Origin of the sequence: Streptomyces sp. NL15-2K, from assembly GCF_030551255.1 — a bacterium.
Classification (GTDB): domain Bacteria; phylum Actinomycetota; class Actinomycetes; order Streptomycetales; family Streptomycetaceae; genus Streptomyces.
The window spans coordinates 11,061,306-11,088,042 of record NZ_CP130630.1 but is presented as its reverse complement, the minus strand read 5'-3'; the positions used below and the strand labels follow the sequence as shown (position 1 = coordinate 11,088,042).

The window sequence follows — 26,737 nt, the reverse complement described above, 5'->3', positions numbered from 1 at the left end:
AAACTCGTGTGCGTCGGGGCCCGCCGCGCTGCGATCATTCCGGGATGGTCCACCGTCTGGAACCGCTGGTCATCCGGCACACCCACCGCATCCCCTCCCCCGCGGGACCCGCCGGGGAGGGCGACGTCGCGGCGCGGCAGTTCGACGCCGCGCTGATGTCCGTGGGCTTCAAGCTCTCGGCGGAGCTGCTGAGGCATCTGTCGGGGCTGTCCGAGGGCACGGTCGTCGACACCGCCGTACGGACCCTGGCCACCGTCCGTGAGATGGCCGGCGACCACGTCCGGCACAACGTCTACTTCGTCGACTTCCCGGCCAACGTGCCGGACACGTTCGACTTCTGGATGCGCTGCATCGCCGAGGCGCTCGACGACAGCAGGACCCGCGCGGGCACGCTCGAGCAGCTGCGCAGCGGCGTGGTGGACCTGCTCACCCTGCCGTCCTACGGCCGCTACCGGCACACGTACGCCGAGATGCTCGCCGCCCACGACGAACTGATCGCCGCGGCGGGCGACCGGATGACGGTCCTGCACCTCGGTGGCGCGCCGGACGACGAGGTCACCGCCCTGTATCTGGCCCTGGCCGGCAGCGCTGCACCGCTGGGCGAGGAGGTCCTCGAGGACCTGAAGGTGCTCGCCGAGCACTGCGCCGACGGCCCTCAGCCGGAGGCGATCCCGGTCCGGGAGAACCGCGCGGTCGTCAACCAGGCGCGTCTGAAGGCCGGCGCGGACCTCCTGCTGGACACCGTCACCGACGTGCTCCGCCTGGCGTGCGCGCTGTCGGACGGCGACGTGACCCTCCAGGAGCCGACGCGGTTGCGGGGGTTGTCCCGGCCGGTGCGCCGCGCGCTGATGGCGGGGCTCGACGCGGTCGTCGCGGCGGCTCCCGCCAAGCTCGCCGACGTCCCCGCGCACCGCGAGGCCTTCAAGCGCCTCGGTGAGCGTCTGCATCCGCACGAGTACCCGGACCGGCCGCACGCCGCCGAGGTGTTCGCCGTCGCGCGCGGCGAGCAGAAGGCGCGCTCCTTCGACAGCCGGGTGGAGGAGCTGCTCCGGGAGAACGACATCACGGGGGCGGCCGAGGTGCTGAAGGGTGCTCCCGGCAAGCTGTTCCGTTCGCTGGACCGGCTGCTGCGCACGGCCCGGACGGAGGCGGAGCGCGACGCCGTCGTGGCCGCCGCCGAGCAGGCCGCCCCCGCGGTCTCCGGGCGGGTCGTGCTGTCCGTGCGCGAGCACCTCCACAACCGCGCCGAGGAGTCCGACGCACGCCGTGTCTTCGTCAATCGCCTCAGCCGCGCCTGGGTCGACCACGACGACCGCGCGCCCGTGCCGCCGCGGCAGCGGGAGCGTCTGGTCGCCGCGTTGGACGCCGAGATACGCCGCCGCCTCCCGGACCCGGGCCGTCTGTTGGTCGACCCGGACGTCCTCGACGTGGCGCTCCCGCTGAGCGGGAAGGCGACCGCGGCCGGTCTCGGTGTGCTGCCGCGCGGCTCGCTCTCGCCGGTCGACGGCGAGCTGCTGCGCTTCTTCGTGTACTGGAAGGAGACCGAGCATACGACCGACTACGACCTGTCCGCGTTGATGCTGGGCGCCGACTACGAGACCGTCTCCTGGCTGTCGTACACCCATCTCTCCGCGGTGGACGGCGAGCACTCGGGAGACATCACCGAAGCGCCCGACGGGGCCTCGGAGTTCATCAACCTGCGGCTGGGCGCCGTGCGGGGCACGTTCGTCGTGCCGCAGGTCAACATCTTCTCCGGGGAGGGTTTTGAGGAGGTCGAGGAGTCGTTCTTCGGCTTCATGCTGCGCGACGGCGAGCAGCAGGGCCGGCCCTTCGAGCCGCGCACGGTGCGCATGAAGTCGGAGCTGCGCGGTCCCGGCCGGGTGGCGCTGCCGCTGGCGTTCCTGCGCGGCGATGACGGCCGGTGGCGCGCGAAGTGGCTGCACCTCTACCTCAAGGGCACCCCGACGTCGAACCGGGTCGAGGGCAACCGGGTGTCGGTCGCCACGCTGCTGCGCGGCATCGTGGAGCGCGAGCAGCTGACGGTCCGGTACCTCACCGAGCTGATGGCCGGCGGTGGCGCCGAGGTGTGGGACGGTACCTCGATACCCGACGGTCCCGTCACGTACATCGGCTTGGAACGCCCCGAGGGACTGCACCCGGACTCCCGGGTCATCACCCTCGGAAATCTGCGCGACTTGGTCCCGGCCTGAGTGCTAGCGTTGATCACGGCGAGGCCATGAAGGGGCTTCCTTCTCACAACTCTCTTAAAGTTCTTAGTCCCTTCGCTTTCCTCGCCCTCGACGTCACGCCGGAAGGCGTTCGTACGGCGGCCCTGGCGCCCTGTGGATCAGTGCGCCAGGGCCGCTTGTGCTTGTCCGAGGGCCTGTTCGGCGTAGCCGCGGCCGAAGAGGACGGCGTGCACCAGGAGCGGGAAGAGCTGGTGCAGCCCGATGCGGTCCGCCCAGCCGTCGGCGAGCGGCGCCGCCTGCTGGTAGCCGTCCAGCACCTCGTCCAGGTGGGGACAGCCGAAGAGGTGGAGCATCGCCAGGTCGGTCTCGCGGTGGCCGCCGTGTGCGGCCGGGTCGATCAGCCAGGCCCGGCCGTCGGCGCCCCACAGCACGTTTCCGTTCCACAGGTCGCCGTGCAGCCGGGCGGGCGGCTCGGCCGGGCCCGCCAGCTCGGGCAGCCGCTCGCAGACCCGCTCGATCACGGCCGCCTCGGCGGGGCGCACGGTGCCCTCGTCGACGGCGAGGCGCAGGTAGGGCAGCACGCGGTGCTCGGCGTACCACGCGGGCCAGTCGGTGCCGTCGACGTTCCGCATCGGGGCGCTGCCGATGTACGCGTCCCTCGGGCCGCCGGGCGGCGGGGCGCCGAACGCGGGGGCGCCAGCGGCGTGCAGGGCTGCGAGGTCCCGGCCGAGGCGGAGCGCCGCCCGGCTGTCGGGGCGGCCTTGCGGGACCCGGTCGGTCACCAGGCGGTGTCCGTCGTGGCCGTGGACGGCCGGGACAGGGACCTCGCCGGCGTCGGCCAGCCAGCGCAGGCCGGCCGCTTCCGCCTGCGCGGCGCCGGGGCCGTCGCCCCGCTTGACCATGACCACCTGCCCGCCGTCGAGGGTGACTTCGGCGAGCGTCGCGGACAGCGTGCGCTCCCCCGTCACCGGGCGTCCGGTGAAGCGGGCCGCGGTGGCGCCGGGTCCCTCGTCGTCCCGGGGCCTCATGCCGTACCGAACCATGCGTCGGCGAGCGCGGTGGGCATTCCTCCGGCGGGCGCGTCCGGTATTCCTCCGGCGGGCGCGTCCGGTTCCCGCAGGTACCAGGGCAGGTCGCTGTACACGTGCAGCAGTGTGTACGCGAGCAGTTCGGCCGCCTCGAAGGCGCGGCCGTACGACGCGGTGAGGCGGGCCATGAGGTGCGGGGCGCCGCGCGTGACGAACGGGCCGACGCCGACGAAGTCGTAGGCACGGTCGCCGATCACGGCCGGTTCGAAGTCGAAGAGGCCGGTCAGCCGGCGGTCGGCGGGATCGACGAGGAAGTCCCGGCGCATGACCTCGGTGTGCAGCCGGGCGGACTGCGGGTCGGGCGGCAGGGTCGCCCCTCGACCACGCCGTCCTGGGCGACGGCCGTCGGGAGACAGCTTGAGGACCGGTTCGTCGCCCACCGCGTCCCATTCCTCGCCCGTCTCGACCACAGGAAGCACGCCCGCGACGGTAGGCCGCCGGCCCGCGAACGACAACGGAGTTTCGCGGGAAAACGGGGGTCCGCGCGCGGTTGTGTGACGCCGGTGAAATGTTCCAGCCATGTATTGACATGCGTCCGAAACCGTTCGTAGCTTGGGCGATCATTTAGATTCGTGAAGCTTGTTCACGAATATGAACGGAGAGTGCCCATGGGCGATCGCCGACGACGTCGCCGCCTGGCTGCCGCGGTCACCGTCACGGGGCTGATGTTCGGAATGGCCGCCTGTGGCTCCGGTTCCGACAGCGCCGGATCCGGTGACCCGAACACGCTGGAGGTGTGGACCCGGAGCAATCCGGACGCCGCCGCCACCTACGACCGGGTCTTCGCCGCCTTCACCAAGAAGACCGGAATCAAGATCGACTACCAGCCGGTGTCCCTCAACTTCGACCAGCAGCTCCAGAGCCGGGCGTCCACCAAGGACCTGCCCGACGTCATGATCAACGACACCGCCCTGATGGGCAGTTACCAGGCCCAGGGCCTGCTCAAGCCCATCGAGCCGAACGCCATCACGGGCCACGCCCAGATCACCGCCAAGACCTGGTCCTCCACCGTGGGCATCGACGGCAAGCACTACGGCATCCCGTACTCCCGCCAGGCCATGACGCTGATGATCCGCAAGGACTGGCTGCGGAAACTCGGCCTCCAGGAGCCCACGACCTGGCAGGAGACGCTCACCGTCGCCAAGGCCTTCGCCACCCGCGACCCGGACGACGACGGCAAGGCCGACACCTACGGCATGGTCGTCCCGGGCAGCGCCCAGAACGGATACGCGGCCTGGTGGGGCGCCAGTTACCTGTGGCAGGGCGGCGCGAAGATCATCGAGCCGGTCGGCGACGGCGGCTACCGCCCCGCCATGGACTCGGCGGCCGCCGTGCGAACCGTCACCTGGATGAAGGACAACCTCTTCTGCGGCGCCAAGAACGTCGTCCAGCCCGGTGCGCTGACGGCCATCACCGCCAACGCCACCAACTTCCAGGACGGCAACGCCGGCATGTACCTCACCGGCCCCTACAACATCACCACCTTCGACGAAGCGCTGGGCAAGGACAAGTACGAGGTCCTGCCCGCCCCCGCCGGTCCGGCCGGCTCCGACGTGCTGGCCGACGGCGAGAACGTCTACTTCGGCGCCAAGACCGGCAAGACGAAGCAGGAGCAGACGCTCGCCGCGTTCCTCGTCTCCCCCGAGGGCCAGCGGATCGCGATGACCGGCGGCAAGAACCAGCCCGTCGTCCGCATCCCGGTCAACTCCACGCTGGACGCGGCGAAGGTGCGCGACGACGCCCGCTGGAGCGTCGTACAGAAGGCATACGAGGACGCCTCGGAGCAGTTCCCGAACGCGCCGGACTTCGCCCCGATCAAGCAGGACACCGCCGACAGCCTCAACGCGATCTTCACGTACTGCGGCAGCGACGTCCGCTCGAGCCTGAAGGAACTCAACGACACCCTCGCCGGTGACCTCAAGGACCAGGACCTGTCGAAATGACCGCTACCGTGACCCCACCCGCGGCGCGCAGAGCCCGGGTCCTCAGCAAAAGGGCCGTCCTGCCGTGGGTGTTCCTCGCCCCCGGCCTGCTGCTCGCCCTCGTCTTCAAGTTCCTGCCCATGGGCAAGGGCATATGGCTCAGCCTCTTCGACGTACGGCCCTTCCTCGGTGACAAGTGGGTCGGCCTCGACAACTACACGCGGGTCCTGACCGACCACCGCTTCCAGGACGCGATCGGCCACACCCTGCTTCTCGGGCTCGGCCAGTCGCTCGGCGCCATCGTCGTCGGCTTCTTCCTCGCCCTGCTCCTTGAGGGCCAGGCACGCTCCCTGAAGATCGTGCGTACGGCCGTCTTCCTGCCGGTCGTCACCGCGACCGCCGTGGTCGGCGAGATGTGGCGGCTGCTGTACTACCCGACCTCCGACGGCCTGATCAACCACGGCCTCAGCTTCCTCGGCCTGGGGCCCGTGCAGTACCTCGACAACCCGAACACCGCCCTGTGGGCGACGATGGTCATGGCCATCTGGATGCTCGCCCCGTACAACATGGTGATCATCCTCGCCGGTCTCGCCGGAGTGGACCGCACCCTGTACGAGGCCGCCGCGATGGACGGTGTCTCCCTGTGGCAGCGCCTGCGCCATGTGACGCTGCCCGCGATCCGCCCGGCGCTCGGCATCGTCCTCACCCTCGCCGCGATCCGCGGACTTCGCGTGTTCACGGAGGTGTACGTCCTCACCGGCGGCGGCCCGGCCGGGTCCACCGAGGTCTGGATGACCCGCGCCTACACCCTCGGCTTCACCCGCAACGACATCGGCGGCGCCTCCGCGGCCTCCGTGGTGCTGCTCTGCGTGACCCTGCTGCTGACCGTGACGGTCAACTACTTCCGCAAGAGGGGAGACGTGCGATGAGCGCGCCCGCCATCGAACCGCTCCGGACACCGGCGCCTACCGCTCCGGCGGGGAAGGCCGCCAAGTCGCAGCGCGCCACGCCCGCCCGTTTCGACACCGCCCTCGGCTGGAACGACCGGCCCGGTGTCTCCTGGGCCCTGCGGATCCTGCTCTGTGCCATAGCGCTCGGCATCTTCGCGGCGCCGTTCCTGACGATCGTCTCCGGCGCCTTCACCGCGCACGCCAGCGGCTCGTCGCTGTCCTTCCTCCCGCACGACAGCACCCTGCAGAACTTCAAGGTGGCGGGCGAGCGCGGCATCTGGGACTACTTCGCCAACTCCCTGGTCATCGCGGGCGGCGCGCTGCTGCTCCAGCTCGCGGTGTCCGTCCTCTCCGCGTACGCGCTGGCCCGGCACAGATTCCGCGGGCAGGCGCTGATCCTGACCCTGTTCATGCTCACGATGATGCTCCCCGAGGAGGTCATCGCCATCCCGCTGTCCCTGGTCCTCGGCCACGTGCCGGTCGTCGGCCTGGACCTGAAGGGCACCGCCTGGGGCGTGATCCTGCCGCTCGGCGCCTGGGGCTTCTCCGTGATGCTGCTGACCGAGTTCATGAAGGACATCCCGACCGAGATCGAGGAGGCCGCCCGGCTCGACGGCGTCGGCGAGCTCCGCATGCTGTGGCAGGTCATCCTGCCGCTGTGCAAGCCCGCCCTCGGCGTGGCCGGCGTGCTCGGTTTCGTGATGATCTGGGACCAGTACCTGCTGCCCCTGATCGCCGCCAAGGACCCCACCGACTACACGGTCACCGTCGCCCTGTCCATCCTGCGCACCGACCCCGAGGTCGCGTCCGGGGTGGTGCTCGCCGGTGCGGTCATCGCCCTGATCCCCAGCCTGATCGTCTATGTGCTCCTCCAGCGCTCGCTGGTCACCGGCATCGCCGCCGGCGCCACCAAGGGCTGATCCACGCCGGCCCCGCGCGTTCGTAGTCCCGACCCCCCCCACACACACTCGTAGTTACGAGGGAGACATGAAGTTCCAAGGAGTGCTGTTCTTCCCGGTCACGCCGTTCGCTCCGGACGGGTCGCTCGACGAGGAACGGCTCGGCCGGCACATCGAGGCGGGCGTCACGGCCGGCGCGGGCGGCGTGTTCGTCGCCTGCGGGACCGGTGAGTTCCACGCGCTGACCTCCGACGAGATCGAGCGGGCCACCCGGGTCGCGGTCGAGACGACCGCGGGGCGGGTGCCCGTCCTGGCCGCCGCGGGCGGTCCCACGCCGGTCGCCCGCGACCAGGCCGCCCGCGTCGCACGCGCCGGCGCCGACGGCATCCTGCTGCTGCCGCCGTACCTGGTGAGCGCGCCGCAGCGGGGCCTGGTGCGGTACGTCGAGGAGGTCACCGCCGCGACCTCGCTGCCGGTCATCTTCTACCAGCGCGGCACGGCCCGGCTCGCCGAGTCCACGGCCGCCGAGCTCGCCGCCCTGCCGAACGTCGTCGGACTGAAGGACGGCATCGGTGACATCGAGCGGATGCACCGCATCGTCCGGGCGGTGCGCGCCGTACCGGGCACCGAGGACTTCCAGTTCTTCAACGGCCTGCCCACCGCGGAGATGACCGCGCCCGCCTACCGGGGCATCGGCGTCGGCCTCTACTCCTCCGCGGTGTTCGCTTTCGCCCCGGAGATCGCCCTCGCCTTCCACCGCGCGCTCGCGCAGGACGACGAGGCGGCCGTCAGCACGCTTCTCGACGAGTTCTACGCCCCGCTCGTCGCACTCCGCGACGAGGTCCCCGGATATGCCGTGTCCCTGGTCAAGGCCGGGGTCACGCTCCGCGGGCTGGACGTCGGCGGCGTCCGGGCGCCCCTGATCGACCCGACGCCGGAGCATGTCGCCCGGCTCGCGAAACTCATCGACCACGGTCTGGAGGTGGTGCGAGCATGACCCGTATCCAGGAACTGGTCGTCACCCCGATCGCCTTCGGCGACCCGCCGCTGCTCAACTCCAACGGCGTCCACGAGCCCCTCGCCCTGCGCGTGATCCTCCAACTCGTGCTGGAGGACGGCACGGTGGGCCTCGGCGAGTCGCCGGGCGGCATCGCCCGCCTGGAGCGGCTTCAGGCCGCGGCGAAGATCGTCGTAGGCATGGACGTCTTCGACGCGACGGCCGTCTCCGCCGCGATCGACTCCGCCCTGCTGCCGACCGTGCCGAGCTCCCACGAGCGCGGCTGGACCACCTCGGCGGTGGAGGTGGCCTGCCTCGACGCGCAGGGCAAGCTGCTCGGACGCCCGGTCGTCGACCTGCTCGGCGGCACGGTCCGCGACTCCGTGCCGTTCGCCGCGTACCTCTTCTACAAGTGGGCCGAACACCCGGCGCTCGACGGCCGCGCGGCCATCGGCGACGACTGGGGCGAGGCGCTGGACCCGGCCGGGATCGTCGAGCAGGCCCGGCTGATGCAGGAGCGGTACGGTTTCCGCTCGTTCAAGCTGAAGGGCGGGGTCTTCCCGCCCGACGAGGAGATCGCCGCGATCAAGGCGCTCGCCGAGGCGTTCCCCGGGCAGCCGCTGCGCCTGGACCCCAACACGGCCTGGACGGTGGAGACGTCGAAGTACGTCGCCCGTGAACTCGACGGCGTCCTGGAGTACTTGGAGGACCCGGCCAAGGGCATCTCCGGCATGGCCGAGGTCGCGCAGGACTCACCGATGCCGCTCGCGACGAACATGTGCGTGATCGCCTGGGAGCACCTGAAGCCCGCGATCGAGCAGAACGCGATCCAGGTCCTGCTCACCGACCACCACTACTGGGGCGGACTGCGCCGCACCCGTGAACTGGCCGCCGTCTGCGAGGCGTTCGGGATCGCCCTGTCGATGCACTCCAATTCGCATCTGGGCATCAGCCTCGCCGCCATGACCCATGTCGCGGCGGCCATCCCGAACCTCGACCACTCCTGCGACACGCACTACCCGTGGAACTCGGCCGACGACGTGATCGTCCCCGGAGCGCTGGAACTGCGCGACGGCGAGGTCAAGGTCCCCACCGGACCCGGACTCGGTGTGGAACTCGACCACGACGCCCTCGACCGGCTGCACCGGCGGTACGTGGAGTCCGGGATGCGCGGCCGCGACGACACGGGCTACATGCGCCGGATCCAGCCGGAGTACGAGCTGAAGCTGCCGCGCTGGTGAGGAGGGCCGGCGGCGGTCAGGCGGTGCCCAGCGCCGTGCGCAGGGTGCCGACGGCCTGGTTGATGGCGGCCTCGGCCGCGTGGGTCTCGCGCAGGGCGTTGAGCATGACGAAGTCGTGGATGATGCCCTGGTAGCGGACGGCCGTGACCGGGACACCGGCCTGGCGCAGCTTGTTCGCGTACGCCTCGCCCTCGTCGCGCAGCACGTCGGCCTCGCCGGTGATGACCAGGGCCGCAGGCAGTCCGGCGAGCTGCTCGGTGGTGGCCCGCAGCGGGGAGGCCGTGATCTCGGCGCGCTGCTTCTCGTCGGTCGTGTACTGGTCCCAGAACCACTGCATGCCGTCGCGCCGCAGGAAGTAGCCGGTGGCGAACTGGTGGTAGGAGCCGGTGTCGAAGTTCGCGTCGGTGACCGGGTAGAAGAGGACCTGCTGGACGAGGGGGACGTCGCCGCGTTCCTTCGCCATCAGGGTCAGGGCAGCCGCCATGTTGCCGCCGACGGAGTCGCCGGCCACGGCGATGCGGGTGGCGTCGAGGGAGTGGTTCGCGCCCTCGGTGACGATCCAGCGGGCGACGGTGTAGTTCTGCTCGATGGCGACCGGGTAGCGGGCCTCGGGCGAGAGGTCGTACTCGGGGAAGACGACCGCGGCACCAGCGCCGGCAGCGAGTTCGCGCACGAGCCGGTCGTGGGTGTGGGCGTTGCCGAAGACCCACCCGGCGCCGTGGATGTAGAGGATCACCGGCAGGACGCCGGTGGCCCCGGCCGGGCGGACGACACGGACGCGGACCTCGCCGGTGGGGCCGCCGGGCACGGTGATCCACTCCTCGTCGATGTCCGGCTTGCTGATCTCTCCGGACTGCACCTCGTCGACGGCCTTGCGGCCCTCGGCCGGTCTGAGGTCGAAGAGGTACGGCGGGTTCGCCGTTGCCTCGACGAAGGCCTGGGCGGCGGGCTCGAGGACGGGGCGGTGGGGGGTGATGTCGGTCATGGCGATCTCCTCGGATCGGATGCCGCGGGCAGGCTCCGGCGGGGATTCCGTTCCGGAGGAGCGGCACACCGTGGACAGTAGCTCGCGACTAAGTAGTGCGCAACTTATTTGCGATCGATATATTTGCTGTCGATAGAATCGAGAGGACTAGAACGATAGGGTGATGAACGCGGATGACCAGCACAGAAAGCCAGACAGAAAGCAGGAGCCCGCCATGAGCCCAGCCCCCGAACCGGCCGAGGGATCGCTTCTGCTGGACGACCAGCTCTGCTTCGCCCTGTACGCCGCCTCGCGCGCGGTCACGGCCCGCTATCGGCCGCTCCTGGACGAGCTGGGGCTGACCTATCCGCAGTACCTGGTCATGCTCGTGCTCTGGGAGCAGGACTCGATCTCGGTACGCGAACTGGGTGCCGCACTCCAGCTGGAGTCCAGCACCCTGTCGCCCCTGCTCAAGCGCCTGGAGGCGAACGGCCTGCTCCACCGCGAACGCCGGGCGGACGACGAGCGCTCCGTCTCCCTCCGCCTCAGCGACGCCGGGGCCCGGCTCCGAGAGCGGGCCCACACGGTTCCGCTCGCCATCGGCGACGCCATGGGCCTCACCCCCGAACAGGACGCCCTGACCAAGCAGTTGCTCCGCCTGCTCACCGCGAACGTCCGCGCCGACTGAACGTCCGGCCGGCTGAGGGCGATCCGCTCCGTACACACTCACTCGTTGTGCAGGACCTGCGCGATCGTCAGCCGTGCCGCTCTGCGTGCCGGGACGTACGCCCCGAGGGCCGCGATCGCGACGCCCGCGGGGGCCAGGGCGAGCAGGGCTGGGGCCTGCCAGACGTCCGTCATGTACGAGGGCAGGGTGAGGTCCACGGCGTTCGCCATCCGCGGGACGACGAGCTGGTGGCCGGCCATGCCCAGCGGGATGCCGAGCAGGGATCCGAGCGCGCCGAGCACCGCCATCGAGGTCACCGTCATCGCCGTGACCTGCCGCGGTGTCATGCCGATGGACTTGAGCATGCCCAGGTCGCGCCGGCGGTCGCGGGTGTTGAGGACGACCGTGTTGAAGACGCCGAGCGCGGCGACCACGGCCAGCATCAGGGTGAGGACCGACGCGGAGCCGACGATGGTCTGCGTGGTGGCGTTGGGGCCGACCGGGTCCGGACTGATCCCGGGGTCGGCGGCCCTGGCCGCGCGTACGTAGGCGGCCGGATCCGCTCCCTCGCGGAGCTTGACGTGATAGGCGATGGGATCCTCCTGGGGGGCCAGGGCCGTCAGCGTCGACTGGTCGGTGACGACGAGTCGACGATCGTTGTGCATGTACTCCCCGACGATCACCGCCGACTCGTGCCGGTCGCCCTTCTCCAGGCGGAGGCGGTCGCCGACCCGCAGGTCGTTCTGGCGGAGGAAGGCAGACCCGGCGACGACCTCGCCGGTCCGCTGCATCCACCGACCGTCGGTCAGCACGCTGTCCAGCTGCGGCCGGTCACCCCGGCGGCCTTCGAGCATCACCTTCTGCGCGGAGCCTGCCATGCGTACCTCGACGTCCGCCCGTGCGGTGACCTCGGCCGCGCCGGGCAGGGACCGCAGCAGCGACTGCAGGGCGAGGTCGCCGCGCGTCGGCCGGACCTCCTTGCCGTCCTTGTACTTGCCCACGTACACAGTGACTTGGAAGGCGTCCCGGCCCGCGTCGCCGAACCGCGTCATCGTCGTGGCCAGGCCCGTCGCGAACGTCACCGTGGTCACGCCCAGGACCACGGCGGCGAGTGTGAGGGCACTGCGGCCCGGCCGGGCGAACGGCAGACCCACCCCCAGACTCACCGAGCGCGGCAGCCTGCTGCCCGCCAGCCGGCGCTGGATGCCCCGGGCGCGCCCGGCGCGCGGGGCGCTGCCCGCGCTGATCGCGCGCGCCGCGGACAACCGGTGGGCGCGCACCGCCGGGGCGAGCGCCGCGAGGGCGCACACGGCGGGCATGCCGAGCAGGGCGAGGACGTTCACCCACGGCGCCACGGAGACGTTGCCGTGGAGCACTCCGGCGTCCGGCCCCATGAAGACGAACTCGAAGAAGGGACGCGCCACCAGGTTCCCGACGGCGGTGCCGAGCGCACAGCCGACGACCGCGGGGACGGAGATCATCGTGAGGTACACGGCGACCACCTGGCCCGGCGTGAATCCCAGGGCCTTGAGGATGCCGATGTGCCGGAAGCCGGAGATCACCGCGCCGCTGACCACGTTGGCGACGATGAGCACCGCCACGACCAGGCCGAGGATGCCGAAGGCCATGAGATAGGGCGTGTACGCGCGGGCCGAACTGCCGATCTGGTCCTTGAGGGTGAGGTACGACCGGGAGGCGGTCAGCGCGTCCCGCGGCAGCACTTCGGTGACGGTGTCCAGGGTCGCGCGGAGCCGGTCCTGTGACGAAGCGTCCGTGAAGCGGAACAGCATCTGGGTGGCCGTCGGGTGCAGGGCCCCGATCTGCTCGGGGGCGACCCAGGCGTCCGCGGTCCCGCTCAGGTCGAAGGCGAACCCGACGACGGTGAGGTCCGGGCCCGACGGCACCCGGAGTTTCTTGCCCAGGTCGTCCGGGGCCCAGTCGGGGTCCCGGTTCAGGACGACCTCGCCGGGCCCGGTCGCCCAGCGGCCCGCCCACAGGTCCAGCCGGTCCACGGGACCGGCGGGGTCGTCCCGGCCCACGATCGTGAGGTCGTTGCCGAGGCCGAAGTTCATCGTCTCGCGGGGCAGGTCCACCGTGGCCTGGGCGAACGGCCCGGCGGCGGCCTCGACGCCTGGCCGTCGGACCGCCCGGTCCAGCTGCGCGTCCGAGACCTTGGCGGGATCGAAGGCCGCGATGACATGGGGGCCGCGCTGCTCGGCGAAGGCCTTGTCGAACGGCGCGGAGGCCGCGTCGACCAGGCCGAGCGCCACCACGATCGCCGCCGTCGAGGTCAGCGTGACCAGCCCGATCACGAGTGTCTGGAGTCTGCGCCGCCGCACCGCCGCGCGTGCGGCCCGCCACACGGCCCTCATGCGGACGGCTCCAGGGTGTGCTCGCCGGTCACCCGGCCGTCGGTGATTTCGACCAGCCGGCTGGCGCAGCGGCGGGCCAGGTGCTCGTCGTGGGTCACCAGGATCAGCGTCTGGCCGATCTGGTTGAGGTCGAGCAGCAGGTCCATCACCTGCTCGCCGGAGCGGCTGTCCAGGGCGCCGGTCGGCTCGTCGGCCAGCAGCAGGGCCGGGCGGTTCATCAACGCCCGGGCCACGGCGACGCGTTGCCGCTCGCCGCCGCTGAGCACCGCCGGGTAGGCGTTTCGGCGGTCGGCGATGCCGAGTTCCTCGAAGAGCTCCAGCGCGCGGCGGCGGGCCTGCCGGGCCGGGGTGCCGGTCAGCTGCGCGGCCAGGGCGACATTGTCGAGCGCCGACAGGTCGTCGACGAGGTTGAAGAACTGGAAGATCATGCCGATGCGGCGCCTCCGGTACAGGGCGAGGCCCTTCTCGCTCAGCTCCCCCACGTTCTCGCCGTGCACGACGATCGTGCCGCCCGTCGGACGGTCCAGGCCGGCGATCATGTTGAGCAGCGTGGACTTGCCGCAGCCCGAAGGCCCCATGACCGCGACCGCCTCCCCGGCCCGGATCTCCAGCGACACACCGTCCAACGCGATCGTCTCGCCGTACTCCTTGCGCACACCGTCGAGCCGTACGACGGCGGCGGTCTCTCCCCCGGTCTCCCCGGTGATGCTCTCCCCTGTGATCATGTACAAGACGCTACGGAGGGGAGCGCGGCCTGAACATCCCTCCACGGATGGCAGTTCGGCCGCCCCTCATCCTGGAGATGCAGAGCCCGAAATCCACAGGCTGATGCGGATCCGCGGAGGGTCTGCCAAGGTGATCCTCGTGTGGAACGGGGAGACGAACGCGCTGATCGCGGCGCTGGGGGTGGCATGCGCGGCCGTCGTGTGGCTGACGGTGGCGCTGTGGCGTACGCGGCGCCGGTGGCAGGCGGCCGTCGGGGAGCGCGGCTGGCTGCTGGAGCGGGAACGGGAGAGTGCGGCGCAGGCGGCGATCGCGGCCGAACGCGACCGTATCGCCCGGGAGTTGCACGACATCGTCAGCCACAACGTCAGCCTCATGGTCGTCCAGGCGGGCGCCGCCCGGGAGGTGCTGGGCACGATGCCTGACGAGGCCGCGGCGGCGCTGCGGGCCGTCGAGGACGCGGGGCGCGGCGCGATGACCGATCTACGGCATCTGCTGGGACTGTTGGCGCCGTCGCCGAGCGGCGAGGACGCGGAGTACGAGGGCAACGAGGAAGGGGGCGACGACGTGGGAAGCCCTGTGGACCTGGCACCGCAGCCCGGACTGGACCGGCTCGGCTCGCTCGTCGACCGGATCTCGTTCGCCGGGCTCCCCGTCGAGGTACGGATATCCGGCGAGCCGCGCCCGCTGCCGCAGGGGATCGACGTGACCGCGTACCGGATCGTCCAGGAGGCACTGACGAACGCGCTCCGGCACGGCGACGGGGGCAAGGCGGAGGTCACCGTGCGGTACGCGGACCACGCGCTGCGCGTGGAGGTGCTGAACACCGGTCCCAGCGTGCTGACCGGCGAACCGCGCCGACGGACGGCACCGCGGCAGCGGCAGGGCACGGGACGCGGGCTGCTCGGACTGCGCGAGCGGGTCGCGGTGTACGGCGGTGACCTGGACGCCCGGCGCCGCCTCGGCGGTGGCTACCGGGTCCGGGCGCGCATCCCCCTGGACCGCCCGTGACAGCCGCCGAGCGGGCTCCCCGCGTACTGATCGCCGACGACCAGAACCTCATCCGGACCGGCTTCCGGCTGATCCTGAACGCGCGCGGCATCGAGGTGGTGGGCGAGGCGGCCGACGGCGCCGAGGCGGTGGCGAGGGCCCGCGAACTCGGGCCGGACGTGGTGCTGATGGACATCCGCATGCCGACCATGGACGGCCTGGAGGCCACCCGGCGCATCCTGCGCCAGACCCCGGACTGCCGGGTGCTGATGCTGACCACCTTCGACCTCGACCGCTACGTCTACACCGCGCTGTCGATCGGGGCCAGCGGCTTCCTGCTCAAGGACGTCACCCCGGAGCACCTGGCGGCGGCCGTACGGCTGGTCGACACGGGCGACGCCCTGCTGGCCCCGTCCATCACACGGCGCCTGGTGGAACGCTTCGCCTCGGAACCCGAGCGCCCTTCCGCCGTACCCCCCGATCTCGCGGCCCTGACGCCCCGCGAGCTGGAGGTCCTGACCCTGCTCGGCCGCGGGCTGTCGAACACCGAGCTGGCCGCCCACCTGACGCTGAGCGAGGCCACGGTGAAGTCGCACGTGGCCCGGATCTTCGCCAAGCTGTCCCTGCGCGACCGCGCCCAGGCCGTGGTGCTGGCCTACGAGACGGGGCTGGTCAGGCCGGGCGGGCTCGCGGACCGGTGAGTGTCTTCCGCCGCGGGCTCCCATTGCCTAGTGCCCCGGCAGGCAACGTTTGCCCTTCAAGGAGCGGCGTCCGGTGCGTGCTCTGGGGGTCCCCCCTCTGGGGGAGTGCCGGCCGGAAGTCCTCGTACTGGATGTACTTGGGCTTTCGGCCGGTGCGGCGAGTGGGGGCACCTCCCACGCCTTTAGGGCAGTGGGGGAGCGTGCCGGGCGTCGCGACGGGGCGAACGTTGCCTGTCGGGGTACTAGCGTGCGGCCATGGATCACGCACAGGAGCAGTCCGTACGGCATTTCGACCACTGTCCGTGGCTGTTCGCCGAGGAGGCGACCGACGAGCAGCGTCTGGCCCAGCGGGAGCGGCAACGGTCGGTCGGCGGCGACAGCGAGATCGGCGAGCGGTGTTACGTCGCCGAGTCGGCGGCGGTGTTCCCGGACCGGCTGCGGCTCGGGGACGGCTCGTACATCGCCGCTCACGCCTACGTCACCGGGGAGTTGACCACCGGCGCGGACTGCACGCTGAACCCGTTCACGACCGTGCGGGGCAGCGTCAGCCTGGGCAGCGGGGTACGGATCGGCGCGCACACCTCCCTGCTCGGCTTCAACCACTCCATGGCTCCCGACCGGCCGGTCCACCAACAGCCCCTCACCAGCCGGGGGATCAAGGTCGGGGACGACGTGTGGATCGGCTCCCAGGTGGTCGTGGTGGACGGCGTGACCATCGGCGACCACTGTGTGATCGGCGCCGGGGCGGTGGTGACCAAGGATCTCCCGGCCTGGACGGTGGCCGCCGGGAACCCGGCCCGGCCCTTGCGTGACCGGCGGGACAGCGCGCCCGCCGAGCCGTCCTCCGCGGCCGGCACGGATCTGAGCCGCTTCGCCGACACCGTCCGCGCCCAGGCCGCCGACCTCCTCGCCCGGTGCTGGGACGGCGACCGTTATGTCGACCGGCCCGGCGCCGCGCCCACGGTGCGGGCGCACTGCGACGCCGTGGAGATCGCCGACCTGCTGCTGGGCCGCGCTCCCGAGCAGCTGGCCGCGGACGAGCACGCCGGGCGGCTGAGGGCGCTCCAGGACCCGCTGACCGGCCTGGTGCCGGAGTTCGACGAACCACTGTCGCTGGACGAGGGCTTCCCCGGTGAGGGAGCGGCGCTGTACCACGTCCTCTGCGTCGGATACGCGCTCGACCTCCTGCGCGTCTCCTTTCCGCATCCGGTGCGCGGGGTGCGGGAGATGACCGCGCGTCAACTGGTCGGTCGGCTCGAGGCGTTGCCCTGGCGTGACGGCGCGTGGGGTGCGGGCGCCTGGATCGACGCGTGGGCCACGGGCGCTCACTGGAATCTGCGGGGCGACGAGGACGGCGGTGCGGAACCGGGCACCTTGGAGGCGTTGTTCGGCTGGCTGCTCACCCGTGCCGACCCGTGGACGGGCATGTGGGGGACCCCGGGCACCCCGTCGTCGTCCTCGTCCGAGGCGGGGCGGCTCCAGGTCGTCAACGGCTACTACCGGCTGACGCGTGGCTCGTTCGCCCAGTTCGGGCTGCCCGTGCCGCACCCGGAGCGGGTCGTGGACGCCGTGCTGGACCACTCCCGCGACTCCCGGTACTTCGGCGCGGGCCGGGAGAACGCGTGCAACGTACTGGACGTGGCCCATCCCCTGTGGCTGTGCACCCGGCAGCTCGGGACGGGCGGCGGCGACGGCTACCGTACGGCCGAGATCCGCGCCTGGGCCGAACGGCAGCTGTCCGCGGCCCTCCCCCACTGGCGGGACGGACGCGGCTTCGGCTTCGGCCCCGGCACCGCCGGACCCGGCCCGGAATCCGGGCTCCAGGGCACCGAGATGTGGCTCGCCATCATCTGGTACCTCGCCGACCTGCTGGGCCGCTCCGACGAACTCGGCTATCGGCCGCGCGGCATCCACCGTCCCGAGCCGGCCCGGTCGGGACTGCGTTCCCGTTCTGATTCCGAGGAGTGAAGGCGTGGCTGGAGGCGGGGAGAAGACCGTCGTGGTGACCGGCGGCAGCGGTTTCGTCGGCAGTCATCTGGTCCGGCGGCTGCTGGAGCGGGGCTACGAGGTCCGCACCACCGTACGGAGCATCGCGAACCCGGCGAAGGTAGGGCCGCTGCGGCGCATGCGGGAGGAGTTTCCCGGCCGGCTGGCCCTGTTCGAGGCGGATCTGCTGAGGGAGGGGTCCTTCGACGAGGCGATGAAGGGCTGCCGCGTGGTCTTCCATGTGGCGTCGCCGTTCTTCATGCCGGAGAAGATCAAGGACGGTCGCAGGGACATGGTCGACCCGGCGCTGCTCGGCACACGCAACGTACTGGCGAGCGTGGACAGAACCCCGACGGTGGAACGGCTGGTGTTCACGTCCACCGTCGGCGCGATCTTCGGCAACTACGCCGACGTCCTGGACATGGAGGACCAGGTGCTGTCCGAGAGGTACTTCAACACCACGAGCACGGTGGAGAACAACCCGTACCACTACGCCAAGACGGTCGCGGAACGGGCCGCCTGGGACGCGGAGGCGGCCCAGGGCCGCTGGCGGATGGTGTCCGTCAACCCCGGTCTGATCCTGGGCCCTTCGCTGGCCCCCGCATCGGAATCGGGCAGCCTGTTCCTCCTGGAGGAGCTGTTCAAGGGCTACTTCTTCTACGGCGCACCGGACTTCAGCTTCACGACGGCGGACGTACGCGAGGTGGCCGACGCGCACATCGCGGCGGCGGAGAACCCGCAGGCGAAAGGGCGTTACATCGTCGCGGCACAGACGATGACGTCGTTCCACGAGATGTCGCGCATCATCCGGACCCGGTATCCCCGCGACCTCCGTCTCCCCCGCGCCCCGCTTCCGCACTGGCCGGTACGGATCCTGGGCCCCGCCTTCGGTCTGACCCAGGACTACATCCGCAAGCACCTCGGCATCCGGTTCCGGGTGGACAACAGCAGGAGCGTGCGTGAACTGGGCATCACCTACCGCCCCATCGAGCAGACGGTGCTCGACCACTACGAGGCGTGGCGGAGGCAGCGGGACAGGGGATGAACACCGACGTTCTCAAGAGCTGCCGGACCATCAGGACGAAGGTCACAGATACGTATCAGACATTTCACCCTTCAATCTTCACACCAGCCACACAAATTGGCTAAGTTGGCGACCGAACCGCACGATGTCCCCCCGGCGAACCCAAGCCGCGTCGCGCGACCTCGGTCGAGTCACCGTCCGCCTCCTTCGCAGCGGACACCCGGCTCGATCGGCGAACCACGGAAGGAGTGCGTCTCCATGGCGCCGGAGCGAAACCCGCGTCCCGGAGGAATCAGCCTCCCGGGCATGCGCAACTCCGCCCTCGCGACAGCGGCTCTCACCTCCGTGGCCCTCTTCTCCCAGAACGCGAGTGCCACACCCTCGACGGCAGAGGACGGACCGAGCCGCGACGAGGTCCAGCAGCGGGTCGCGAGTCTCTACGACGCGGCCGAAACCGCCACGGGGAACTACAACGCGACCCGCAAGACGGGGGCACGCAAGCGCGCGGGCTCGGTCGACGCCGGCGGACGCGGCCGCGGCGGTGCGGTCGCAGATGACGGGAGCCGACGCGGCGGTGCGGTCGCCGATGACGGGAGCCGACGCGGTCGTGCGGTCCCCGATGACGGGAGCCGACGCGGTCGTGCGGTCCCCGATGACGGGAGCCGACGCGGTCGTGCGGTCACCGATGACGGGAGCCGACGCGGTGGTGCGGTCACCGACGGCGGGCGCGGGCCGGCCGGTTCAGCCACCGGCGACGGGCCCTCGCCCGCCGGTTCGGCGATCGGCGAGGCGCGCGCGGACACCGGCCCCGCGCCGGCCGAGGTGGCTCGGCAGTGGTTCGACGTGGGCCGCGCGAAACTGGGTCCGACCGTCCCGGCGGCCCTGCCCGCCGACAGAAGGCCCGCCCGCCCGGCCGGGTCCAGGCCCGCGCGTCCGGCCGAGCGTCCCGCGGGACGCCCGGGCAACGCCCTCCCCGCCCTTGAGCGGACGACGGCCGACCGCCTCACGCCGGAGCTGACGGCCAGGTCCGTCCCGGCACTGCCGCCCGCTCCGGAGGCACCGCGGGAGACCCTCAAGGCGCTGCCCGCAGCCGACGCCGAGCCGGCGCAGTCGCCCCTGCGGACCACCAAGCAACGCGTCCAGGGCAAGCTCGCCGCGGCCCGCGACCTGCTGGCCGCCCACGCCTCCAACACCTCTCAGGCCGCGCTGATGAGCACCCCGCTCGCGGCGATCGAGCCGACGCCGACTGAGGACACCTGGGGCACGCCGGCCGAGGACACCTGGGGCACGCCGGCCGAAGACACCTGGGGCACGCCGGCCATACAGACACAACCGATCGAGACGACGTGGCAGTACCAGCAGCCGACGGGTTACGGCACGGGCATGGCCGTCGACACGAGTCAGTTCGCCGCCCCAGGCCTGACCAGCAACCCAGCCTGGCCCTCTGACTCGCCCCTGCCCACCGACGCCGGCCTGCCCGTCGCCACAGGGATGCCCGGCGACACAGCCTGGACCACCGCCCCAACCCCGCCCGCCGCCACGAGCCTGCCTCCGACCTCAGCCCCGCCCGTCAACACCCCCCTCCCGGCCCCCGCCCTCCCCGCCCCAACCGCCCTCGACACCAACCAACTACCTCCCGCCGCCCCCACCGCCCCCACCGGCCAGGCCGCCAAGGCCCTCGCCTTCGCCCGCGCCCAGATCGGCAGGCCGTGTGTCTGGGGCGCGGCCGGACCGGACTCGTACGACTGCTCCAGCCTCATCCAGGCCGCCTGGAAGGCCGCGGGCGTCGCGCTCCCCCGCACCACACTCGCCCAGGCCGGCTCCGGCACGGCGGTCTCACTCGCCGACATCCGGCCGGGGGACCTGGTCTTCTTCTACGACGACCTCAGCCACGTCGGCCTCCACATCGGCAACGGCACGATGATCCACGCGCCGGGCCCGGGGGCGTACATACGCGAGGAGTCGATCCTCTACGCCGGCGAGTCGGCGATCCGAGGCGCGGTACGCCCCGCGTGAGGGCCGCGTAACCGCGGCAACCGCCGATCCAGAGCGCGGCCGTCCCGCCACGGCCGCCAGGTGATCCATCCGCACCCGCACGACTCTGGACGCGTCGCAGAAGCCTGACCTAAGGTGCCGTACGAAGCAGTAGCAAGCGCTTTCTAGCCTGCTCATGCCAATACACGCGTGCCATCCCGTCGTACTTCGACCTTCTCCCAGCTCCATGCGCTCGGCCCCGCCGCACGGCCCGCACGAGGAGCCGCCGCGGGCGGCCCGGCGCGGAAAGGTAGCGTCTCGTGCCGCACAACGAACCACTGGGCCCTGCACAGCCGTGGACCCGTAAGTCGTTCCTGCGAGGAATGGCGGCCGTGGGAGTCGCCCCCTTGCTCCCCGGCGTGCTCCCCGCAGCCGCCCAGGCGGCGGCGTCCCCGGACCGGCCCGCGTTCCCCATGGTGCAAAGCGGAACCGCGGTCGACGTGTTCGTTGACGCGGCGGACGATCCCGCCGTGGTCCGCGCCGCCGGGGACCTGGTGGCGGACATGGAACGGGTCAGCGGGGTGCGGCCCGAGTTACGGCAGACCCTGCCCGGCCGTGCGGCGCGCCTGGTCCTCGTGGGCACCCTCGGTGCGAGCCCGGTCATCGACCGCCTCGTCGCCGACCGGCGCCTGGACGTCTCCGGCGTGAAGGGGCGCTGGGAGGCGTCGGTGACGCAGGTGGTGGAGCGTCCGCTGCCCGGGGTGGACCGTGCCCTGGTCATCGCCGGGAGCGACCGGCGCGGCACGATCTACGGGGTCTACGACACCTCGGAGCGCATCGGGATCTCGCCCTGGTACTGGTGGGCCGACGTGCCCGTCGTACGCCGCGACACCGTGACCGTGCCGGCGGGGCCTCTCAAGCGGTACGAGCCGTCCGTCCGCTACCGGGGCATCTTCATCAACGACGAGCAGAACCTCACCACCTGGTCGCATCGCACCCAGGAGCCGGACAAGAACATCGGGCCCGAGACGTACAAGCGCGTCTTCGAACTGCTGCTCCGGCTGAAGGTCAACTACCTGTGGCCGGCCATGCACCCGTACTCCGACTTCTTCAACAAGCACCGGGAGAACCCCGAACTCGCCGACCGCTACGGCATCGTCGTCGGCTCCAGCCACCCCGAGGCCCTGCTGCGCAACGGGGTCCACGAGTGGGAGCCGTGGGCGAAGGAGCACCCCGCCGCCGACGGCACCCCGCCGCTGTACGACTACACGGTGAACCCCGGTGTCATCTCCGACTACTGGAGAGCCAGAGCGAGGCAGAACGCGGCCTACGAGAGCAGCTGGACGCTCGGCATGCGCGGCCTGCACGACAGCGCGCTGGAGACGAAGTACGCCACGACCGTTCCGGAGAAGGTCGTGGTGATGAACGACATCATCGCCGACCAGCGCCGGATCCTCGCGGAGGAGGTCGGCCAGGGCGCCGAGCCGCAGATCTTCATCCCGTACAAGGAAGTTCTGGAGCTGTACAACGCGGGCGTCCAGGTCCCCGACGACGTCACGCTGATCTGGCCGGACGACAACCACGGCAACATGCGCCAGCTGCCGAACGAGGCGGAGCGCTCACGATCGGGCGGCAACGGCATCTACTACCACCTCTCCTACTGGGGCCGCCCGAGGAGCTACCTGTGGCTGGACACGGCCCAACTGTCCAAGGTCTGGCAGGAGTTGCGCCGGGTGTACGAGCACGGTGTCGATCGGATGTGGATCTTCAACGTCGGTGACATCAAGTCGATCGAGACCGGGCTGTCCTTCTCCCTGGACATGGCCTGGGACGTGGACCGCTGGGACGCCGACGATGTGCAGGACTTCCTGGCCGAGTGGGCCGGCCGGCAGTTCGGGCACCGCCACGGCCGGGAGATCGCCGCGATCCGTACGGAGTACTACCGCCTCGCGGCCGAGCGGCGCCCGGAGTTCATCGACCGCGCGATGTTCTCCGTGGTCCACCACGGCGACGAGGCGGGACGCCGGCTGGCCGCCTACGCCCGGCTGCTGGACCGGGCGCGGGCCCTGGGCGCCAAGCTGCCCGAGGCCTACCGGGACGCCTACTACGAGCTCGTCGAATACCCGGTGCACGGCGCGTACTTGATGAACCTGAAGTACTACTGGGCGGACCGCAACGCGCTCGCGGTCCGTCAGGGGCGCGGGGCGGGGACGAACCGTTTCGCGGACCTGGCCGAGGCCGCCCACGCTGAGGAGGCGGCGATCACCAAGCGATACAACACCGAGATCGCGGGCGGAAAATGGGACGGGATCGTCAATCCGTACCCCTCGCAGATCCCGAAGGCGCCGGGGCGTCCGAGCGTCACCCGGGTCCCCCGGCAGGAGGCCTCCGGGCTCGGCGTGGTGGCCGAGGGGAACGAGACGGGCGCGGAACGGCCGCTGTCCTTCTCCTCCTACACCCGGGACCGGCGCTTCGTGGACGTCTTCAACACCGGCTTCGTGAGCCTGGACTGGACGGCCGAGGCCAGTCACCCCTGGGTCCGGCTGAGCGCGGCGGGCGGTTCCCTGACCGAGCAGACGCGGATGTGGGTGGAGATCGACTGGGCCCGCGTTCCCGAGGGGACGCTGGAGGCGACGGTCGCCTTCACGGGTGCCGGGCGGCGCGTCGAGGTGCCGTTGCGCGTGGTCAACGACGGGGAGCGGGCGCGTCGGCGGGCCCGTGGGTTCGTCGAGGCCCACGGATACGTCTCGATCGACGCCGTGCACTTCGACCACCGGGTGGCGCGCGGCGGAACCCGCTGGCGGACCGTGCGCGGGCTGGGCCGCCGTACCGGCGCCGTGGAGGCCGTGCCGTCGACGGCGGAGCCGATCACCGGCGACTTCGCCGCGCGGGCGGCGGAGTTGAGATACCGGGTGCGCTTCACGAGCGCCGGCACCTTCCGCGTCACCGTCTTCCGTCTGCCCTCCCTCGACGAACGCGGCCACCGCCGGCTGGCCGTCGCCCTCGACGACCAGCCGGTCACAGTGCTGTCGGGGCAGGCCGTCGCGACCGGCAACCGGGGTGACGCCTGGGCCCGCAACGTGGAGGAGGGCGTCGAGAAACTGACCGCCACCGTGACCGTCGCCGCGCCCGGCGAGCACGTCCTGAGGCTCTTCATGGTCGATCCCGCGATCGCCGTGGACCAGATCGTCATCGACACCGGTGGTCTGGCCGCCACCTATCTGGCGCCGCCGGAGAGCTTCCACCGCACCTTCAACCCCGACCCCGCCGCCACACCGGGCGTGGAGGCACCGGACCAATAGGCCAGGTCACCTCGCGCGGCCCACGCCTGCCGTGTTCTCCAGAAGTACTTCTGGAGAACACGGATTTCTTCGTGCAACATTCAGCTGAGTGTATGCAGCAACCGTGATTCGCTCTACGCCCCGTTGTGCATCTGTGCGCCCCAACGGAGAAAGGATTCGTCGAACCCACTGCAGATTTGAATGGGCAGGACATGAGGCGAGCATCAAGTCGGTGCCATCGGCACCGAAATCCCGTGTGTCAACTGAGGCAGGTGGTATTTCGATGAGCGTCTCCGATCCTGGACCAGAGCGAGCCTGGACAGTGGGCACTGCTCCAGGCATATTCCCATTCATCGGCCACGGTATCGAGTTGGCCCGTCGTCCGCTGGCTTTTCTGAATTCTTTGTCCGCTCACGGGGATCTGGTCGAGATACGCCTGGGTCCGCAGCGTGCCTGGATGGCGTGTCACCCGGACCTGGTGCACCAGGTACTCATGGACCCGCGCACTTTCGACAAGGGCGGCCCCCTCTACGACCGGCTGCGGATGCTGTTGGGTGACGGCGTCGGCACCTGCCGCCATCAGGATCACCGGCGCCAGCGCAGGCTTCTCCAACCTGACTTCCGCAAGGCGCGCGTCGCCGATCAAGTGGAACTGATGGGCGAAGAAGTGGAGTCCGTGTGCCGCGAGTGGCGGGCCGGGCAGGAGGTCGACATCAGCGCGACCATGCTGGACCTGTCGACGCGGGTGGTAAGCCGCGTCCTCTTCTCCGACTCGCTCGACGCCGCGACGGCCGCCGAGATGCGCAGGTGCCTCGCCACCGTCGTCCGCGGCATGTTCGTCCGGACGGTAATGCCGGTCGACGCCCTGTTCCGTGTTCCCACCCGCGCGAACAGGCGTTACCGGCACGCTTCCGACCGCCTGCGCGCGATCGTCGCCGCGGCCATCGCCGAGCGCCGGCGTGACACTCCCACCGACGACCGGGACGACGTGCTGGGGACCCTGCTGGCGGCCGCGCGGGGCGACGGCGAGGGGACGGCGATCACCGAACAGGAGGTCCACGGCCAGGTGATCACGCTGCTGTTCGCCGGAGCCGAGAGCACCTCCCTGTGTCTCTCGTCTGTCTTCGACCTCCTGGCGCGGCATCCGGAGGAGGAACGCCGCCTGCGCTCCGAAGTCGACGCCGTACTCGCCGTGGGGCGGCCGCCCGGCCTCGATGAGCTGCCGCGCCTGTTCCACACTCGGTGCGTCCTCACCGAGACCCTTCGCCACCGCCCGCCCGGCTGGCTCTTCACCCGCGTCACCACGCGAGAGACTGATCTCGCCGGTCATCGTCTCCCGCAGGGCGCCACCGTCATGTTCAGCCCGTACCTCCTGCACCACGACCCCGCGTTGTTCCCCGACCCCGACCGTTTTCTCCCCGACCGCTGGCTGCCCGGGCGGGCCGCCGCCGTCCCGCCCGGAGCGATGATTCCGTTCGGTGGGGGCAGTCGGAAATGCATCGGAGAGACGCTCGCCATGGCGGAAGCCACGGTGGTCGTCGCGTTCATCGCCCGTCACTGGGGGCTGCGCCATCTGCCCGGCCACGTCGAACGGCTGCGCCCCGCGGCGTCGTTGGGGCCGAGGGGATTGGTCATGGTCTGCGAACCTCGGTCGAAGCGGCCGGTGGGCACATCGTCCCGAGCGGATTCCCGCGCGCCCCGGACAACTGTCGTACCACTCGTCCACGACTCCCGAACGGCAGGTGGCAACGATGTCGACGACGCATGAGGAAATCGCGCTCGCCGCGCAGGATGGAATTCCGGCCGTCGATCTCAGGGAACTGATCGACGCGAACCTCTACATGCCCTTCCCGTTCCAGAGCAACCCCCACGCATCCGCGGCGGCGGCAGGCGTCAAGAAATGGCTGAGCACATGGGGGCTGACCGATGATCCGGCGGTGGCGGCCATGATCTCCTATACGCGCCCCGCCGAACTCGCGGCCTACAACAGCCCGACCATGGATTCCGGCCTTCTCCAGATCATGGCCAACCAGATCGCCTACCAGTTCGTTTTCGACGACCGGGCGGAGGACGTCGGCCGACGGTCGCCCGGCCATCTGCTGCCCATGCTGTGCGAGAGCGTCGAGATTCTGCGGGATGGCCAATCGCCCCGCACCCCTCTCGGGGCGGCCCTGACCGATCTCCACCGACAGGTCCAGGAGCGGTGCACGCCCGCTCAGGCCACACGATGGGCATGGAACAGCCGTGAGTACGTGCACGGCCTGCTGTACGAGGGGGTGGCCCAGAACCAGTCCGCGCCCGTGGGGAGCGGGCTGTGCCGGTCCATACGGTCCCTCATCGCGGGCGTCGAGCCGTTCTACCCGCTGTGCGAGGCCGCGCAGCCGTGCGAACTGACCCCGGAAGAGCTCCATCACCCCGTCATGCGGCGCCTGAGCCGGCTGTCGGCCGACGCGGCGGTGTGGATCCCCGACCTCTACTCCGCGGTGAAGGAACAGCGTGCGGGCGGCATGATCAACCTGGCCCTCGCCTACCAGCGCGCACACCGGTGCTCCCTGCCGGTGGCCGTCACGCTGGCCATACGGCACATCAACAGCACGATCAGCGAGTTCGAGGAGCTCTACGGTGAGATCAGGCCGGAGTTGAGCCCAGCCGGCGTCGGCTACGTGGAGGGCATGGCCGGCTGGATCCGCGGATGCTACTTCTGGTCCCGTACCGTGCCGCGGTACGCGGACACGATGGCGGCATCCGCCGTGTCCTGATCCTCGGCCC

At 71.0% G+C, this 26,737-nt stretch carries 18 protein-coding genes and 2 pseudogenes; 15 read left to right on the top strand and 5 right to left on the bottom strand.

Features of this window, described 5'->3' with window-relative positions:
* The first annotated feature begins 44 nt into the window (after positions 1-44).
* Positions 45-2,210: a TerD family protein gene (locus Q4V64_RS48460; protein ID WP_124444459.1), complete on the top strand. Its 2,166-nt coding sequence runs from the start codon at positions 45-47 to the stop codon at positions 2,208-2,210.
* A 137-nt stretch (positions 2,211-2,347) separates the two neighbouring features.
* On the opposite strand, the gene Q4V64_RS48455 is transcribed toward Q4V64_RS48460, so the two are convergent.
* Positions 2,348-3,217 (bottom strand): fructosamine kinase family protein, encoded by an 870-nt coding sequence (locus tag Q4V64_RS48455; RefSeq protein WP_124444458.1) that lies wholly within the window; start codon positions 3,215-3,217, stop codon positions 2,348-2,350.
* Positions 3,214-3,585, bottom strand: a pseudogene (locus Q4V64_RS48450) (phosphotransferase); the annotation flags it as partial. The pseudogene Q4V64_RS48450 and the gene Q4V64_RS48455, both read right to left, overlap by 4 nt.
* 300 nt (positions 3,586-3,885) lie before the next feature.
* On the opposite strand from Q4V64_RS48450, the gene Q4V64_RS48445 reads away from it, so the two are divergent.
* From Q4V64_RS48445 to Q4V64_RS48425, 5 genes are all read left to right on the top strand, one after another.
* Positions 3,886-5,220 carry a sugar ABC transporter substrate-binding protein gene (locus Q4V64_RS48445; RefSeq protein ID WP_124444456.1) on the top strand — a complete coding sequence of 445 codons (1,335 nt, stop codon included), beginning with the start codon at positions 3,886-3,888 and terminating at the stop codon, positions 5,218-5,220.
* Positions 5,217-6,128, top strand: coding sequence for a sugar ABC transporter permease (locus Q4V64_RS48440; RefSeq protein ID WP_124444455.1), 912 nt, complete (start codon positions 5,217-5,219; stop codon positions 6,126-6,128). Before Q4V64_RS48445 ends, Q4V64_RS48440 begins: the two co-directional genes overlap by 4 nt.
* Entirely contained in the window at positions 6,125-7,069 is a 945-nt protein-coding gene (locus tag Q4V64_RS48435) for a carbohydrate ABC transporter permease (protein WP_124444454.1), read from the top strand. The genes Q4V64_RS48440 and Q4V64_RS48435 overlap by 4 nt, the downstream gene beginning before the upstream one ends.
* Positions 7,070-7,136: 67 nt before the next feature.
* The gene (locus tag Q4V64_RS48430; RefSeq protein ID WP_124444453.1) at positions 7,137-8,045 is read left to right on the top strand and encodes a 5-dehydro-4-deoxyglucarate dehydratase; all 909 of its coding nucleotides are present in this window, start codon (positions 7,137-7,139) and stop codon (positions 8,043-8,045) included.
* Complete coding sequence (locus Q4V64_RS48425) at positions 8,042-9,286, top strand: glucarate dehydratase family protein (RefSeq protein WP_124444452.1); 1,245 nt, start codon at positions 8,042-8,044, stop codon at positions 9,284-9,286. The genes Q4V64_RS48430 and Q4V64_RS48425 overlap by 4 nt, the downstream gene beginning before the upstream one ends.
* Before the next feature lie 16 nt (positions 9,287-9,302).
* Here Q4V64_RS48425 and Q4V64_RS48420 read toward each other — a convergent pair whose 3' ends face one another.
* Complete coding sequence (locus tag Q4V64_RS48420; protein WP_124444451.1) at positions 9,303-10,271, bottom strand: alpha/beta hydrolase; 969 nt, start codon at positions 10,269-10,271, stop codon at positions 9,303-9,305.
* Between the two features lie 214 nt (positions 10,272-10,485).
* Between Q4V64_RS48420 and Q4V64_RS48415 the strand changes: the two genes are divergently transcribed.
* Complete coding sequence (locus Q4V64_RS48415) at positions 10,486-10,938, top strand: MarR family transcriptional regulator (protein ID WP_124444450.1); 453 nt, start codon at positions 10,486-10,488, stop codon at positions 10,936-10,938.
* A gap of 38 nt (positions 10,939-10,976) precedes the next feature.
* On the opposite strand, the gene Q4V64_RS48410 is transcribed toward Q4V64_RS48415, so the two are convergent.
* Entirely contained in the window at positions 10,977-13,289 is a 2,313-nt protein-coding gene (locus Q4V64_RS48410; RefSeq protein ID WP_124444449.1) for an FtsX-like permease family protein, read from the bottom strand.
* Positions 13,286-14,014 (bottom strand): ABC transporter ATP-binding protein, encoded by a 729-nt coding sequence (locus Q4V64_RS48405; RefSeq protein ID WP_124444448.1) that lies wholly within the window; start codon positions 14,012-14,014, stop codon positions 13,286-13,288. The genes Q4V64_RS48410 and Q4V64_RS48405 overlap by 4 nt, the downstream gene beginning before the upstream one ends.
* A 139-nt stretch (positions 14,015-14,153) precedes the next feature.
* On the opposite strand from Q4V64_RS48405, the gene Q4V64_RS48400 reads away from it, so the two are divergent.
* From Q4V64_RS48400 to Q4V64_RS48365, 8 genes and pseudogenes are all read left to right on the top strand, one after another.
* On the top strand, positions 14,154-15,023 hold the full coding sequence (locus tag Q4V64_RS48400) for a histidine kinase (protein ID WP_303714761.1): 870 nt from the start codon (positions 14,154-14,156) through the stop codon (positions 15,021-15,023).
* Positions 15,020-15,703 carry a response regulator transcription factor gene (locus Q4V64_RS48395; RefSeq protein ID WP_124444446.1) on the top strand — a complete coding sequence of 228 codons (684 nt, stop codon included), beginning with the start codon at positions 15,020-15,022 and terminating at the stop codon, positions 15,701-15,703. The genes Q4V64_RS48400 and Q4V64_RS48395 overlap by 4 nt, the downstream gene beginning before the upstream one ends.
* A 255-nt stretch (positions 15,704-15,958) precedes the next feature.
* Positions 15,959-17,671: an acyltransferase gene (locus Q4V64_RS48390; protein WP_124444445.1), complete on the top strand. Its 1,713-nt coding sequence runs from the start codon at positions 15,959-15,961 to the stop codon at positions 17,669-17,671.
* A gap of 4 nt (positions 17,672-17,675) precedes the next feature.
* A complete protein-coding gene (locus Q4V64_RS48385; protein ID WP_124444444.1) occupies positions 17,676-18,734 on the top strand; it encodes an NAD-dependent epimerase/dehydratase family protein in 1,059 nt (352 codons plus the stop codon).
* A gap of 1,641 nt (positions 18,735-20,375) precedes the next feature.
* Positions 20,376-20,729, top strand: a pseudogene (locus tag Q4V64_RS55810) (C40 family peptidase); the annotation flags it as partial.
* Positions 20,730-21,070: 341 nt separating this feature from the next.
* The gene (locus Q4V64_RS48375; protein ID WP_124444443.1) at positions 21,071-23,989 is read left to right on the top strand and encodes a glycosyl hydrolase 115 family protein; all 2,919 of its coding nucleotides are present in this window, start codon (positions 21,071-21,073) and stop codon (positions 23,987-23,989) included.
* A gap of 262 nt (positions 23,990-24,251) precedes the next feature.
* On the top strand, positions 24,252-25,736 hold the full coding sequence (locus Q4V64_RS48370) for a cytochrome P450 (RefSeq protein WP_124444435.1): 1,485 nt from the start codon (positions 24,252-24,254) through the stop codon (positions 25,734-25,736).
* Entirely contained in the window at positions 25,720-26,727 is a 1,008-nt protein-coding gene (locus Q4V64_RS48365) for a (-)-alpha-amorphene synthase (protein WP_124444434.1), read from the top strand. The genes Q4V64_RS48370 and Q4V64_RS48365 overlap by 17 nt, the downstream gene beginning before the upstream one ends.
* Positions 26,728-26,737: the final 10 nt, after the last annotated feature.